The sequence below is a fragment of the Haloarcula sp. CGMCC 1.2071 genome, from assembly GCF_037078445.1.
In the GTDB taxonomy this organism is placed as follows: domain Archaea; phylum Halobacteriota; class Halobacteria; order Halobacteriales; family Haloarculaceae; genus Haloarcula; species Haloarcula amylolytica.
This window is the reverse complement of record NZ_JAYMGY010000003.1, coordinates 49,895-64,042: the sequence shown is the minus strand read 5'-3', so window position 1 is coordinate 64,042 and position 14,148 is coordinate 49,895. Positions and strand designations below refer to the sequence as shown.

At 64.8% G+C, this 14,148-nt stretch carries 15 protein-coding genes; 7 read left to right on the top strand and 8 right to left on the bottom strand.

From position 1 onward, the window contains the following. Positions 1–4: 4 nt before the first annotated feature. The gene (locus VI234_RS07620) at positions 5–817 is read left to right on the top strand and encodes an HD domain-containing protein (RefSeq protein ID WP_008309871.1); all 813 of its coding nucleotides are present in this window, start codon (positions 5–7) and stop codon (positions 815–817) included. Positions 818–879: 62 nt separating this feature from the next. Next, positions 880–1,278, top strand: a complete 399-nt coding sequence (locus VI234_RS07615; RefSeq protein ID WP_008309870.1) for a hypothetical protein — start codon at positions 880–882, stop codon at positions 1,276–1,278. A 390-nt stretch (positions 1,279–1,668) separates the two neighbouring features. On the opposite strand, the gene VI234_RS07610 is transcribed toward VI234_RS07615, so the two are convergent. Further along, positions 1,669–1,797, bottom strand: a complete 129-nt coding sequence (locus VI234_RS07610) for a hypothetical protein (RefSeq protein ID WP_275039407.1) — start codon at positions 1,795–1,797, stop codon at positions 1,669–1,671. Between the two features lie 233 nt (positions 1,798–2,030). Between VI234_RS07610 and VI234_RS07605 the strand changes: the two genes are divergently transcribed. Then, positions 2,031–3,290 carry an alanyl-tRNA editing protein gene (locus VI234_RS07605; RefSeq protein WP_336329666.1) on the top strand — a complete coding sequence of 420 codons (1,260 nt, stop codon included), beginning with the start codon at positions 2,031–2,033 and terminating at the stop codon, positions 3,288–3,290. Position 3,291: 1 nt separating this feature from the next. On the opposite strand, the gene VI234_RS07600 is transcribed toward VI234_RS07605, so the two are convergent. Genes VI234_RS07600 through VI234_RS07585 form a run of 4 tightly spaced genes read right to left on the bottom strand, consistent with a single transcriptional unit; the run spans position 3,292 to position 7,280 of the window. Further along, the gene (locus VI234_RS07600) at positions 3,292–4,215 is read right to left on the bottom strand and encodes a DMT family transporter (RefSeq protein WP_008309863.1); all 924 of its coding nucleotides are present in this window, start codon (positions 4,213–4,215) and stop codon (positions 3,292–3,294) included. Positions 4,216–4,221: 6 nt separating this feature from the next. Further along, on the bottom strand, positions 4,222–5,031 hold the full coding sequence (surE, locus tag VI234_RS07595; protein ID WP_008309862.1) for a 5'/3'-nucleotidase SurE: 810 nt from the start codon (positions 5,029–5,031) through the stop codon (positions 4,222–4,224). A gap of 36 nt (positions 5,032–5,067) precedes the next feature. Then, entirely contained in the window at positions 5,068–6,549 is a 1,482-nt protein-coding gene (locus tag VI234_RS07590) for a small ribosomal subunit Rsm22 family protein (RefSeq protein WP_336329665.1), read from the bottom strand. Then, on the bottom strand, positions 6,546–7,280 hold the full coding sequence (locus VI234_RS07585) for a prephenate dehydrogenase/arogenate dehydrogenase family protein (protein ID WP_336329664.1): 735 nt from the start codon (positions 7,278–7,280) through the stop codon (positions 6,546–6,548). Before VI234_RS07585 ends, VI234_RS07590 begins: the two co-directional genes overlap by 4 nt. Positions 7,281–7,443: 163 nt before the next feature. Between VI234_RS07585 and VI234_RS07580 the strand changes: the two genes are divergently transcribed. After that, positions 7,444–8,217, top strand: coding sequence for a fumarylacetoacetate hydrolase family protein (locus tag VI234_RS07580; protein ID WP_008309856.1), 774 nt, complete (start codon positions 7,444–7,446; stop codon positions 8,215–8,217). Between the two features lie 41 nt (positions 8,218–8,258). Here the strand turns inward: VI234_RS07580 and VI234_RS07575 are convergent, their stop codons facing one another. Then, positions 8,259–9,083, bottom strand: coding sequence for a halocyanin domain-containing protein (locus VI234_RS07575; protein WP_049942920.1), 825 nt, complete (start codon positions 9,081–9,083; stop codon positions 8,259–8,261). Between the two features lie 319 nt (positions 9,084–9,402). Between VI234_RS07575 and VI234_RS07570 the strand changes: the two genes are divergently transcribed. Both VI234_RS07570 and VI234_RS07565 read left to right on the top strand, forming a co-directional pair. Continuing rightward, complete coding sequence (locus VI234_RS07570; RefSeq protein WP_008309854.1) at positions 9,403–9,765, top strand: winged helix-turn-helix domain-containing protein; 363 nt, start codon at positions 9,403–9,405, stop codon at positions 9,763–9,765. Then, positions 9,762–10,064, top strand: a complete 303-nt coding sequence (locus VI234_RS07565) for a DUF7521 family protein (RefSeq protein WP_336329663.1) — start codon at positions 9,762–9,764, stop codon at positions 10,062–10,064. Before VI234_RS07570 ends, VI234_RS07565 begins: the two co-directional genes overlap by 4 nt. Positions 10,065–10,085: 21 nt before the next feature. On the opposite strand, the gene VI234_RS07560 is transcribed toward VI234_RS07565, so the two are convergent. Next, positions 10,086–10,643: a halocyanin domain-containing protein gene (locus VI234_RS07560; protein WP_336329662.1), complete on the bottom strand. Its 558-nt coding sequence runs from the start codon at positions 10,641–10,643 to the stop codon at positions 10,086–10,088. Positions 10,644–10,813: 170 nt separating this feature from the next. On the opposite strand from VI234_RS07560, the gene VI234_RS07555 reads away from it, so the two are divergent. Next, positions 10,814–12,340, top strand: a complete 1,527-nt coding sequence (locus VI234_RS07555; RefSeq protein WP_336329661.1) for a cryptochrome/photolyase family protein — start codon at positions 10,814–10,816, stop codon at positions 12,338–12,340. A 31-nt stretch (positions 12,341–12,371) separates the two neighbouring features. Here the strand turns inward: VI234_RS07555 and VI234_RS07550 are convergent, their stop codons facing one another. Continuing rightward, on the bottom strand, positions 12,372–14,126 hold the full coding sequence (locus VI234_RS07550) for an ABC1 kinase family protein (protein WP_336329660.1): 1,755 nt from the start codon (positions 14,124–14,126) through the stop codon (positions 12,372–12,374). Between the last annotated feature and the right edge of the window lie 22 nt (positions 14,127–14,148).

Sequence of the window (14,148 nt, the reverse complement as noted above, 5' to 3'; positions counted from 1 at the left end):
TGGTATGAGCGTTGACAACGACGACACCGGCGGCCGTATTTACGACCCCGAGGCAGACCACGCGTTCCCGGACGGGCGACTGAACGCAGTTCTCGACACCATCACGACTGACGAGGAGATCCAGGCGTATCTCGAAGCCCAGAACATCAACCCCGTCGCGCGCAAACAGTACAACGACCACGGCGCGAAACACATCGGTATCGTTCGGAACCGAGCGCTGTGCCTGTATGACCTCCTCAAGCAGGGCGGCGTCGAGTTCAACGGTGCGGCCGACCACGGCCTGGACGAGGCTGACGAGGCTGTCATCATCGCACTTGCGACGACGCTCCACGACATCGGGCACGTCGTCCACCGCGATTCACACCCGTATTATTCGATCCCGCTGGCGGCCGACATCCTCGATGACATCCTCCCGGAGTTCTACGGCATCCGTCAGGCGGTTCAGGTAAAGGGTGAGGTTCTCCATGCTATACTCTGCCATCACACCGAGGAAAACCCGCTGACGCTGGAAGCCGGCGTCGTTCGCGTCGCCGACGCGCTGGACATGGAGCGTGGCCGTTCACGTATCCCCTACAAACGCGGCGGCCGCGGTATCGATACCGTCTCCAGCCAGGCTATCGAGACGGTGACGCTGAGCCCAGGCGACGATTATCCCGTCCTCGTCGAAATTGCGATGAACAACGCGGCCGGCGTCTATCAGGTCGACAATCTTCTGAAAGCCAAGCTCAGGGACTCTGGCCTGGAGAAACACGTCCGTATCGTCGCGCTCAACACCCGGGAAGACGGCAACCAGATCGTCGAGCGAATCGAACTCTAAACCGGATCGACACAACGGTTTTGTACCGTGCTTCCCTAGCTATGTCTATGAGTCTCACACCCATGGATGAGCCACGGGGTGCCCGGGCCAGGACGGACGACGGCGACGTGCCGCCACCCTCGCTTTTGGACCGGGTCAGGTACCGCGTGCGCTCAGCCATTGAGACCATTTCGCTTGGGGAGAGGTGTTTTGAGTGGCTTGATACGCGTGGTCGAGACAAACCACAGTCGAAGATTCACACCGATGGGTTCGCTGACGACGTCGTTACGCCGCCGGAGTGTCCGTCGATTAGCGACCTTCCGACGCGGTCACGACCGTTTACCTATCCGACCCGAAATCACACGGAAACCAACACTGTTGACCTCATCGCGGTCGAATCTGGAGACCAGCTCACTATGACACATCCGGACAACTCTGCGGCGAAGATTTCGTCTGACGTGTGGGAATCTGTCGAGCAGTAAGTGCTTCTACTGTCCCGTTCTTGCGTCGCTGAGCGAACGGTTTCAGACCTTTCTGGCGGCGTTTGGAAAACGGAAACCAGCAGAACGACCGGTCGAGACCGCGGTCAGAGCTCGTACTGCGCGATGTTGCCGGAGCCACAGGCCGGGCAGGTCGAGCTATCCGTTTCGATAGTGGTTCCACAGCGTCGACACTCCAGATGTGACCGCTGTCGAGTCCCCACGACCCGGCGTAATCGCTCGATCATATTGCCAGACAGGGAGCCAGGCCCTATATAATCGGGTAATTCACGGTGAAAGTGAAAACCGCAGGACGTGACGCCAATTCTGATGGCCCGTCTGCCGGGCGTCTGACGCCGCTGTTCCACCGCCTGCCCTGTCCGTTCGCCCCAATTACGCGCGGGTCTGCTCACGCCGGTCCTGCCTGCCGGACGCGTACAGAAGCGTCAGGAACAGCCCAACCGCGAACAGCCAGACCACCACCAGCCAGAGCACTATCGATTGGCCCCCACTCCCAAGCATGAGTGGGAAGCGTCGCTGCCAGTATTTAATTAGTGACCCTGTATCCATTCCCGATACAGTGTCAAACAGTGGATTACGCCTTCGATAGCTGGTGGGTTCAGGGTGAGTCGTCCCCGAAATCGCCACACCGACTTGGCACGCACGAGGACTGCGCTCCTGTCGGCCGCGCAGTCCCGGACGCTCGTCCGGGGCACGCCCAGATGTTTTTGTTCACGCCGGCGTAGCCACGCCCGATGACGGGAATAGCCGCGTCCGAGCCCACTGTGACGACGTTCACGTCGACTGTCGACCGTATCGATACGACCGCTGTCGTGCTAACGGAGACGTACTTCTACGCCGAAGGCGGCGGCCAACCGGCCGACCGGGGAACACTCGGTGGCGTTGAAGTCGTCGACGTCCAGCACCGAAACGGCGATATCGTCCACAAACTGGCCGAACCGCCGGCGTTCGACCCGGGCGAGACAGTCGAGGGCCAGATCGACGCGGCGTTTCGGACGTACTGTATGCGTGCCCACACGGCCAGTCACGTCCTCTACGGCGCTGGTCGCCGGCTGCTGTCGGATCTCGGCTACGGCGGCTTCGATATCAGCGCGACAGTCTCGGACGACGACGAAGCCGCTGCCTTCGGGCCGTCTATCAGCGGGAAGGTGCGGGTGGATTTCGAAACCACAACGGAAATCGACGACGAGACGCTCACCGAACTCGAACGGCTGACCAACCGCGCAGTCTGGGAGTCCTACGACGTGACCTGGGAAGAAATCCCGCGTGGAGAGGCACTGGACCGCGACGACATCGCGTTCAACACGAAGACCGAAGAGGGAATCGAGGGCGAGACGGTCCGTGTCGTCACCATCGAAGACTGGGACGTGGCAGCCTGTGGTGGGACACACGTCGGGAACACGCGGGAGATCGGACCGGTGACGGTGCTCGGCCGGTCCAACCCCGGCGAGGGGCTGACTCGCGTCGAGTTCGCTGTCGGGCCGCGAGCGATCCGCCAGCGCGCGACCGAACACGAGCGGGCGATGACCGCCGCCAAGTCGCTGGATACGAACGTTTCGGAACTCCCGGCTGCTGTCGATAGCCTCCAGTTAGAATGTGACGATCTTCGGGAGACGGTGTCAACTCTCCGAGAGCGCCTCGTCGATTCTCGTCTCACTGACCTGCGCGACGACGCTATCGAAGCGGACGGGCGGACGTGGCTCGTCGGCACTGTCACGGGGCTCAACGCGAACGGACTGGCCGACCGAGCGGAGCAAGCCGTCGGTGACGACATCGATGTAGCTGCGCTGGTGGACGCTGACGGCCAGTATCTGGGCGTTGCGACGACCGGCGGCGTCGATGCCGGCGAAGTGGTCGACAGCGTGACGGCGGAGTTCGGTGGCGGTGGCGGCGGACGGCCGACAGTCGCACAGGGCGGGGGACTCGATGCTGCGGGGGACGATATCGTCGCGTTCCTCCGGGACCTGCCAGCGGCGCCAGACCACGGCGACTGACTCAATCGCCTCGGTTCGGCGTCCCGCTGAATCGTGCGACCTCGTTTCGCAGCGCATCCCGTTTCAACAGCCCGAACCCGACAAGGATACAGGCGAATCCGACACCCGTGTAGACCGTCGGTGTCTCACCGAGGAACAGCAGCCCAGTGGCGGCGGCGACGACTGGCGCGGCGTAGGAGACGAGATTGATCTCGATGGGCCCGAGCCGCTCCAGCAGGTCGAAGTAGATGAGAAAGCCGAGGGCGCTGGCGACGACAACCAGATACAGCAGCGCCAGCACGGCCTCAGCAGTCCACTGGACGTCGGAAATCGATTCGGAGGCCCCGAGGCTGACGCCGTGCATAAGCACCGCACCAAGGAGCATCGACCACGCCTCCATCGTCTCGATCTCTAAATCGTCGTCGAACCGCCGGGTCAGCACGCTCCCGAGGGCGAACGACGTGGTCGCGAGGAACACCAGGAACAGCGACACGGTTCGCGGGTCGAGGAGGTTCCCCGGGTCGGGGTTGCTGAGAACACCGACACCGACGAACCCGATGAGCAGGCCGACGATACCCAGCGCCGTGAGCCGTTCGTCCGGGAGGAACGCGCGGGCGAACCCAGTCGTGAGAATCGGCGAGAGGCTGACGACGATAGCGGCGGCGGCACTGGTGGTCCCTTGCTCGCCGACGAACAGGAAGATGTGGTACGCGGCGATCAGCAGTGAGCCGCCGATGCCCACGACGATCCAGTCAGTCCGACCCTTCGGGACCCACTGGTCGGTGGCGTACACCGCGTAGCCGAGCATCAACAGCCCGGCAAGGTCGTACCGGAACGCCGCAAACAGGACCGGCGGGAAGTACTCCAGCCCGGCTTTGATTGCAGTGAAGGCGCTGCCCCAGGCGACGGCGAGCGCGACGAAGAGGATGGCGTTACGGAACCGCATTTCCGGTCAGTCGGCCGCCTCGCCGTCGTCGCCCGGTTCGTACGTCTCGGCGAGCGCGTCGAGCGACTCGTGGTGTTCCGTTGTGTGTGGCGCGGTCAGCGGCGAGACACTGACCTTCCCGTCGACGACGGCGCGGCGGTCGGTCCCCTCGGGGTCGGGGATGTCGCCCTCGGCCATGTGCTCCCAGATGCGGTCGTGGAGCGTCACGGCGTCGCCCTCGCGGACGGCGTCCATCTCGTACTCGTGCGAGGGCCGCGTGACCGTCATCTGTGCGTCGCCCCACTCGGCAACGGGAGCGTTGATGTTCAGGTAGTCACACTGCTCGAACACGCCGGCGTCGACGGCGTGGTCGGCGAGATAGGTCGTCGCCTTGGCGGCCTCGCCGTAGCTGTCGCCGTTGGCCTCGATGTCCGCGAAAGCAGCGTCCTCGCGGACCGGGATATACATCGAGACGGCCATCGCCGGCACGTCGAAGAAGGTGGCCTCGACGGCGGCGCTGACGGTCCCCGAGCGGCCGAGGACGTACGCGCCGAGGTTCGCCCCGCGGTTACAGCCCGCGACCACGAGGTCGGTGTCGGTGACGAGCGCTTCGAGCCCCGCCACGACGCAGTCCGAGGGCGTTCCCTCGACGGCGTAACCGAGTTCGTGTTCGTGGACGGTCACTTCGTGGGAAATAGCCCGACCGACCGCACTCTGGTCCTCCGCCGGGGCGACCGCAGTCACGTCGCCGACTGTCGAGAGGCCGTCGTACACCGCCCGGAGGCCGGCGCTCTCGATGCCGTCGTCGTTGGTCAGCAGAATCGTCGGCTCGTCCATACGCTCCGTCAGGCCGTCTGCGAGAAAAGCCCACCGCTAGCGGGCGCGGTCGACGACCGTCTCGCCGTCGACGACGACGTTGTACGCCTCCTCGTCGTCGTTCCACAGCACCAGCGCGTTCTCGAAGGACAGCAGGTCGCCGTAGTCGGCTTTCCGGAGGTCTTCGTTCAGTATCGACGACTCGGTCAACACGGCGAAGTGGTCGACCTGTTGGCTCCCGTCGCCCAGCAGATACAGCGGATTGGCCTCCGCCCGTTCGGCGAGGTCGTGACTGAGTTTCACGCCCAGAAAGTTCACCCGGTCGGTGACGTAGTTCTCGGCGTCGGCCATCGGCGCGTGGATGCCCCGGTCCGGCGTCACGTCGTGCGTTCGCTTGCCGTCGGTCCGCAGGACGCTGTAGGCGAACTGCACGTCCGTATTGACGAACTCGCCCGTCCCGCCCGCGGGGTCGTCGAGGCGCTGTTGCATCGTCGGCACTTCGATGTCGGGCTTGCGGTCGAACGACCACGATTCGCTGTCGGGGGACTGGTGGGGCCAGAGCCGTACCGTCGGCCCGTACACCGTCGCCGGGCCGCCGTCGGCCACCTCGCGCTCGACCTGTCGGAGCTGTATCGCCGTGTTGCGGTCGGCCGGGGCCAGCGCCAGCAACGTTCCGTCGTCGGCAAGCGCCTCGACGTACCGGTAGAGGGTCGCCGCCGCGTCGTCGAGTTCGCTGAGGACGTTGCCGAAGATAATGAGGTCGTAGCCCTCGGCGTCAGTGTCGCCGCCATCGGCACCGCTGCCGCTGTCGTCGCCACCAGCCCCACCGCTGTCGTCGAGAATCGGCGACGACGGGTCGAACTCCTCGGCGAGCGCTCGGTGAATCTCCCAGCGGACGTTCTGACCGCTGTCTTCTAGTAGGCTCTCCAGCACGTCCGCGGCGGCGCTCGGTTCGACGGCGTGGTAGTCCAGCAGGGCGTCGTCGGGGAGCAGGTCACGCAGGGCGAGCGCTGGCCCGCCGACGCCGGCCCCGACATCCAGCACGCGGAGCTGCGACGGGAGCAGGCCGTCCGCGGCGAGGTCCGCGAGGACGTACTTGGCCACAGCGTAGTAGTCGGGCAAGTGATAGACGGCGTAGCCAAGGGCGGTCACCTCGTCGTACTCGACGGGCTGGCCCTGGAGGTACCGCTCCTTGATATCGCGGATGCGCTCCCTGAGTTCGTCACCGCTGTCGCCGCTGTGCCACTCCAGCCCGCCCCACTCTGTCAACAGGTCGATGACCTGCTGTTCGTAGCGGTCGGGGAACCGCTCGACGCCGTCGAAATCCACCGAGAGCCGTCCCTCGGGTGCCGGAACGAAGGTCCCGTCGTCCTGTTCGACGATGCCCAGGTCGAACGCCTCCTCCCGGAGTACTTGCTTGACGACGGCGGGGTGGGGCTGGCCCTCGACGTATTCCTGTAGCTCCTCGGGGTCCAGCGGTCGGACGTTACGGAGGTACTGGGCGTTTTCGCGTATCTGCTGGCGTGTGTCCTGGTTCATGAGAGTTGCTCGTAGAGCCGTTCGAAGGTGTCCGCGTCGGCGTCGGCGATCTGTCGGGCGGCGTCGGCGACCGCGTCCGCGCCGTCGAAGGCCGCCTGAATGTCAGCGTACACCCGCGGGTCGCCGCCGGTGACCTGCTCGACGAGGTCGAACAGGCCGGCCGAAATCGGCGTCTGAAACCGGTCGGGCACGTCGGCGGCGGCCATCGCGAACGCGAGCACAGCCGCGTGAGCGCTGGCCTGTACCGTTTCCATTGCTTCGTCGTGTTCCGCCGCCGTCGTCTCGAAGCAGTTGTTCCCGGCCTCGGCGAGCGCGTCGACGACGGCCCCGGTCTCGGGGCCCGACGCGTCGTTGACGACGGCGACGTTCCCGGGGGCGTTCTCGGGGGCGAACAGCGGGTGGAGGCTCAGTCGCTGGCCGTCGGGCATCGCGTCCTGCATCGCCGCGATGGGACCTGCCATGCTCCCCGTCACGTCGACGATTGCACCCGTGGCAAGCGGCGCGAACTCGTCGATGGCCGTCTCGGTGACGGGCATCGGAACCGCGATACAGACGACGTCGAAAGTCTCGGCCGCGTCGCTGGCGACAGCGCGCCCGCCGACCGCGTCGGCAGCGGCTTCGGCGGCCGACTGGTCGAGGTCGGTGAAGGCGACGGACGCGTCGGCGTGGGTTCGGACCGTGCGCGCGAACCACTGGCCCATCGCGCCGGCGCCAACGACGAGGACGTTCATCGGCCCAGCGTAGCCCGTCCCGTCTCAAAAGCCGTTCGGTCACACTCCCGCACACCGCGACACCGCAGGCGACGATGGCCGGGTAGACAGCCGTCGAACAGCCCGCTGTGGTCCGGTTTCCCCCTCCTAAACGCTTATCTGTCGGCCCTGAGAGAACGGTGACATGAAGCGCGTTCGATTCCGTGATACCGCGGGGAACGTCCGGGGGGGCCGCTGGACTGTCGAGGACGGCGAGCCCGTCGTCACCGCCGCTGCCGGACCGTACGGCCGTATCGCCTTTGGCGACGAGTCCTACGACCCCGACGAAGTGGACATCCTCCCGCCCTGCGAGCCGACGAAAGTCGTCTGTATCGGGCGCAACTACGCCGACCACGCCGAGGAGATGGACTCGGACCTCCCGGACAGGCCGATGCTGTTCCTGAAGGCTCCGAACGCCGTCGCGTCCCACGGCAAGCACCTCACGATGCCCTCGGGGAAAGAGCGCATCGACTACGAGGCCGAACTCGGCGTCGTCATCGGTGAGCAGTGCCGGAACGTCAGCGAATCGGGCGCGATGGACGTCGTCGCGGGCTACACCTGCGTCAACGATATCTCGAACCGCGACGACCAGCGACGGGAACAGAACTGGGTCCGCGGCAAGGCCTTCGACAACGCCTGTCCCATCGGCCCGCTCGTCGCGACACCGGAGCACGTTCCCGAGGACGCAAGCATCGAACTCCGACTGAACGGCGAAACGAAGCAGTCCTCCTCCCGCGAGCATCTCATCTTCTCCGTTCCGGAACTGATCACGGAGATAACGTCGTATATGACCTTAGAGCCCGGCGACGTCATCGCCACGGGGACGCCCGAAGGCGTCGGACCGATGGACGACGGCGACGAGGTCGAAGTCGAAATCGAAGGTATCGGCACGCTCAAACACAGCGTCAAGATCCCATAGGCGGCCAGCACGGCAGTTCCGAAGCTAGTCCGCGATGATTGCTATTCGACGACGACTGCGCCTCTCATCCCCACTCCTTCGTGGGGTTTACAGGAGTACAGATGCGTTCCAGTCTCCTCGAACGTATGCTCGTAGGTGCTCCCTTCGTCGGCGACGAGTTCCGAATCGAGCGGGCCATCGCCTTTGGAGACGATGTTGTGCGGGCCACCGTCGCCGGTCCAGTCCCAGCGGACGGTCGTCTCAGTCGAGACCTTCAGTGCAGGCGGGTCGAAGGCAAACTGACCGCCGTTGCCGTCCGCACCGGCCGTAACAGTTGCAGTGTCAGTGTCGGTGCGGTCGGCAATGGTGCCGTCGAAGTTACTCGCGGCTGCGAGCCACTCGTCGACAGTTGCGTTGCCTGAACTCGGCGGCTCTTTCACAATAATCGCACCTTTCATGCCATCGTCGCGATGGGGTTCGGAGACGAAGCGGTACTCGCCAGGCTCCTCGAAGAAGTAGTGATACATCGTCCCGGACTGGGCGTTCGTCCGGCCGCTGTCGAAGGTTCCGTCGAGCGCGACGACGTTCTGCTGGCCGCCGTGTCCTGTCCAGTCCCATCGGACTATTGTCATCGGCGGAACTTCGATGGCCGGTGGGCTGAACGCCAGTCCACCGTCTGTCTCCTCGCCAAGCATAATTGTCGGTCGGGACTGTGGTCCGTATCTGCGAATCTCGCCGTCGTAGCCGTTGGCGTCGTCGAGCCAGTCGTCGAGGGACTCGGGTGTCGATTCAGGCGTTGCAGTTTCGGTCGCTGTAGCGGTTTCGGTAGCGGTCGCGGTCTCGGTACCGGTTTCCGCCGCTGGCTCAGAGCTACTCCCCGAGGACACGCACCCGGCGGTAACGGCGAGGGCTGCCAATCCTGTGCCTGCGAGAAACTGTCTGCGAGTGGAGGGCCGTTGCATAGCAAGCTAATTGTTGTTATTGGGTGTTAGAAAAGGGGGTGTGCCCTTTCCAGATTCTGGAAACAAACGGTCGCCCTTTATCTGAGGGTGTTTTATATTCCCGACACTGGGTGGGAGCTGCTACCGGAGTATCGCAGGACTCCGGAGTCGCAGTATCCCACAGGTTTCACGTCGCTGCCCCGCCATATCGAAATCGAACCGCCCGCAGAACCACCCCCGACCGTCCACCTGAGAGGGCCCCTCCGTGGCACACAACGACGCGAGCGAGATACAGGCGCTGTTCGACGCCCTCGCCGACCCTGACTGTCGTGACATACTCAGGGTGCTCGACGAGCCGCTGCCAGCCAAGGAGGTCGCCTCGGTCTGTGATCTGCCCCAGACAAGCACGTACCGGAAGCTCGAACAGCTGAGCGAGGCCGAACTGGTCGCCGAGGAGACGGAGGTGCGCCCCGACGGCCATCACGCGACGGCGTACGTCCGGGACTGTGGCGGCGTGTTCGTTGGCGTCGACGCCGACGGCGCGTTCGAGATCGACGTTCTGCCGGCCGAGGAGCGGCCGAGCGAACGGCTTGCACTCCTGTGGTCGCGCGTCAGCGAGGAACTATGAACGGAGATATCCCTCTCATCGTCATCGGATTCAAGACTGTGACAGTGTTGCTTGGCGGGCTCATCACCTACTTCGCAACCCGCGCGGCACTGAAAACACGGGCGACCGGACTCACCTATCTCGCCATTGGATTCGCGACCATTACTGTCGGGTCGCTCACCGCCGGTGTCGCTGACCAGCTGTTCGGCCTGAGTACCAACGCTGCACTGATCTTCGAGAACGCGCTCACCGCGGTCGGCTTCGCGGTCATCGCGTACTCGCTGTACGTCACCAGTCGCTCCGCGCTAGTAAAACGATAAAAACTGGCCGCTAACTATGGGTTATTCGACGACGACTGCGCCGACCATCCCGAGCGCCTTGTGCGGGACACAGTTGTAGAGGTAGGTGCCGGTTTCCTCGAACGTGTACTCGTAGGTGGTCCCTTCCTCTGAGACAGCCGAGCCCGAGTCGAGCGGGCCGTCGCCTTCGGACTTGACGTTGTGGCCGGCCCCTTCACCGGTCCACTCCCAGACGACCGTCGTTCCGGTCGAGACTTTGATCGCGGGCGGATCGAAGGCGAACGCGCCGCCGTTCCCCTCGGCACCGACTGCAACGGAGACCTCGTCCTGGTCAGTCATCACGACCGTGTTGCCGTCGAAGTTGGACGACTCGCCGACGTAGTCCGCCACTTCGCTCGATGCTTCGACGGTCTCCATCCCACCGCTACTCTCGGTGTCCATCTCCTCGGCTTCAGTGGTCGCCATCTCCTCTGCTTCGGTGGCTTCCGTTTCGCCGCTGCCACCATCGCCGCCGGACCCGCCACAGCCAGCAAGGAGTCCAGCGCCTGATACGGCTGCCGTCGCGCGGATGAACGTCCGCCTGTCGAGGTCGTCTGTCATGCAACTAGAGTTATGACTCTTCACTTATAAGGAAGTCGTTTCTGTCGTTTGGACGGGAACAATAATTGAGGTTTGTACCGCCCTGCAGTGTGGCGATACCAACACAGTTCGGACGGGGATTGATGCGGACTCGGGCCCACAGTACAGCCAATGGGAGTGTCCGTACACAAATGACCGTCTGGCTTCGGGGCGACCACCTCCTCCGCCGGTCCGGCCCCGTCGACAACCGACCCGACGAGCCGGTGCTCCTGATAGAGGCGCAGTCGTTCGCCCGCAAACTGCCGTACCACCCACACAAGCTGATTCTGCTGTTCAGCGCAATGCGGCATTTTCGCGACGACCTCCGGGACGCCGGTCGGACAGTCCAGTACCGCCAGACGGAGACCTTCGAGGACGGACTGGCGGCACACTTCGAAGCCCATCCGGACGACACGCTCGTAACTCACCGACCACAGACCGAGTCCGCGCAGGCGCGGCTCGAATCACTGGTTGCCGACGCTGGCGGAGCGGTCGAGTTCGTCCCCGACGAACGCTTCCTCTGCCCCCCTTCACAGTTCGACGGGTGGGTTGGGGACGGACGCTACCGCCACGAGGACTTCTACCGGTTCATGCGCCGAGAAACGGGCTATCTGATGGCCGACGGCGACCCCGTCGGCGGCGAGTGGAACTACGACGACCAGAACCGGGAGACGCCACCCGATGAGTGGACCTCAGCGGAGCCACCGCTGTTCGAGCCGGACGACGTGACCCGGGATGTCATCGAGTGGGTCGAGGAAACGTTCGAGGGCAGCTACGACGAGCAGCCCTACGGCGGTGACTGGGCCGACCCCGACCCGTTCCGTTGGCCGGTCACTCGGCGGCAGGCCGTCCGAGCCTTGGACCACTTCGTTACGAGCCGACTACCGGCGTTCGGGGCGTACCAGGACGCGATGCTTGAGGGGGAGTGGGCGATGAGCCACAGTCTGCTCTCCACGTCGCTCAATCTGGGACTCCTCGGCCCTGACGAGGTCATTGAACGCGCTATCGCCGCCTACGAGGACGGCGACGCGCCGCTGCACAGCGTTGAAGGGTTCGTCCGACAGGTGCTCGGATGGCGCGAGTTCCTCCGGCACGTGTACCGCCGGGAGATGCCGGACCTGGCCGAGGCCAACCAGCTCGGCGCGAGTGCGGACCTGCCCGAGTTCTACTGGGACGGGAACACCGACATGGCCTGTCTCTCCGACGTGGTCGACGGCGTCCGGAAGCGGGGCTACTCACACCACATCGAGCGGCTGATGATTCTCGCGAACTTCGGGCTCATCTACGGCGTCGAGCCGGCCCAGCTAAACCGCTGGTTCCACGCCGGCTACGTCGACGCCTTCCACTGGGTGACGACGCCGAACGTCGTCGAGATGGGGCTGTACGGCGCGGGCGTGTTCGCCACCAAACCCTACGCCTCGTCGGCGAACTACGTGGACAAGATGAGCGACTACTGCTCGGGCTGTCCGTATTACAAGACGAAGACGACCGGTGAGGGGGCCTGTCCGTTCAACGCGCTGTACTGGGACTTCCTTGCCCGAAACGAGGACACGCTCCGGTCGAATCACCGGATGGGGCTGATGTACAGCCACGTCGACAACAAAAGCGACGAGGAACTCACGGAGATACGCGAGCGGGCCGCAGAGATTCGGAAGATGGCAGCCGCTGACGAACTCTGAGCGCGACCGTACTGCCGCGAGCGCCGTTCAGCTACTCCTCTCCCTCTGCAGCGTCGGCCGCCTGCCGCTGTTGCATCTCGTGGCGGGTGAACTGCGGCGACGACAGCGCCGGCCCGCGGCGTCGGCGGAACGACCACGCGAGAATCCCGAGCACCGCGGCGCTCCCGCCCAGCGCAAGCCCGGCAGGCTGGATCCCGTTCACGGTGTAGAGGTAGGCGCTCACCGGCACGCCGGCGCTGGCGACGATACCGAGCAGGAGCCGCTTGGCGAGCACCCGGCTCAGTCCGTCGGAGTCTTCGAGAACGGTCTTGACGAGCAGTTCTTCGCGCTCGACCCTGTCGAGTGCGTTCTCTATCTTCGGCGCTGTCCGCACGGCTGACCGGGTCGAGTCCGTCACCGCCTCCTGGATTTCCGTCTTGATCTGCTCCCGGACGTCGTCCCCGGCGCCCTGCTCCATGACGTACTCGGAGATGATCTCGATGAAGTCGAACTCGGGGTCGAGCGTCCGACAGACGCCTTCGAGTACCGTCGTTACCCGGACCACCAGCGCCAGGTCCTGTGGCAGGCGCATCGGGAACTCGTACAGCTGCGTCTCGAACTGGCCGACCAGCTGTTCGATGCGGTACTCGCTGATGTCCTCGCCGCGGAACTGCTCGATGACGATGTCGAAGGCCTCCCGCATCACCTCACGGTCGGCCATCGGGTCCAGCGCGCCCATCTCGACGAAGGCGTCCATCACGCGGTCCACGTCGTCGGTCGCCAGTCCGACGTAGAAATCAAGCAGTTGGTCCTGTGTCCGGGGACCGAGGTAGCCGGTCATCCCGAAATCGTAGAAGACGAGCGTCCCGTCGGGCTGGACCGCCAGATTGCCGGGATGGGGGTCTGCGTGGAAGAGGCCGTCCTCGACGATCATCTGAATGTACACCTCCTCGAGCCGCCGGACGAGCGCCGGGCGGTCGATGCCGAGTTCGTCCAGTCGCTCCACGTCGTCGATTTTCACGCCGTCGAGATAGGTCATCGTCAGCACGCGGTCCGTCGAGTGGCTCTCGACGACGTCTGGGATAGCGACGTCGTCGTCGTTTGCGAAGTTGTCGCCGATCTCCCGGAGCATCCGCGCCTCGTGGCCGTAGTCCATCTCCCGGCGGACCGTCGTCGCGAACTCCTCGGTGAGGTTCTCCAGCGTGAACGCCTGGCCCGGGTCAGCGCCGTAGGTGAGCACCGGCAGCAGCGTCGACAGCACCCGCAGGTCGGATTCGACGCGCGTTCTGATGTTTGGTCGGAGGACCTTCACGGCGACCCGCTGGCCGTCGAGCCGCGCTTCGTACACCTGCCCGAGCGAGGCCCCGGAGATGGCCGCCGTGTCGAACTCCTCGAACAGCGCGTCGATGTCGTCCCCCAGTTCCCGTTCGATGACAGGCTCGATAGTAGCCCACGCGTCCGGCGGGACGTTGTCCTGTAGCTCCGAGAGCACGTCGACGTAGGCCCGCGGCAGGGCGTCGGGCCGGGTCGACAGCATCTGTCCGAGCTTGATAAAGGCCGGACCGAGGTCGACGAACGTGTTCTTCAGGTAGCGAGCGCGCCGCGTCCGCGTCTCGGGCGCGACCGACCGGGACTGACCGAACAGGAGGAACCGCTTGCGGTCCCGGCCCCACTGCCAGAGCAGCGGGACGAACTGCCAGACGATGACGAGCGCTCGCCAGAGGGCCCGAAGCCGAACGCCGACACCGCCCGGCTGTGACACTGTCTGTCCCGTCGGCTCGTCGGCGATACGCTCCTCGGCAGTCACTGTTCGCAAGTGAGGCCCGGCG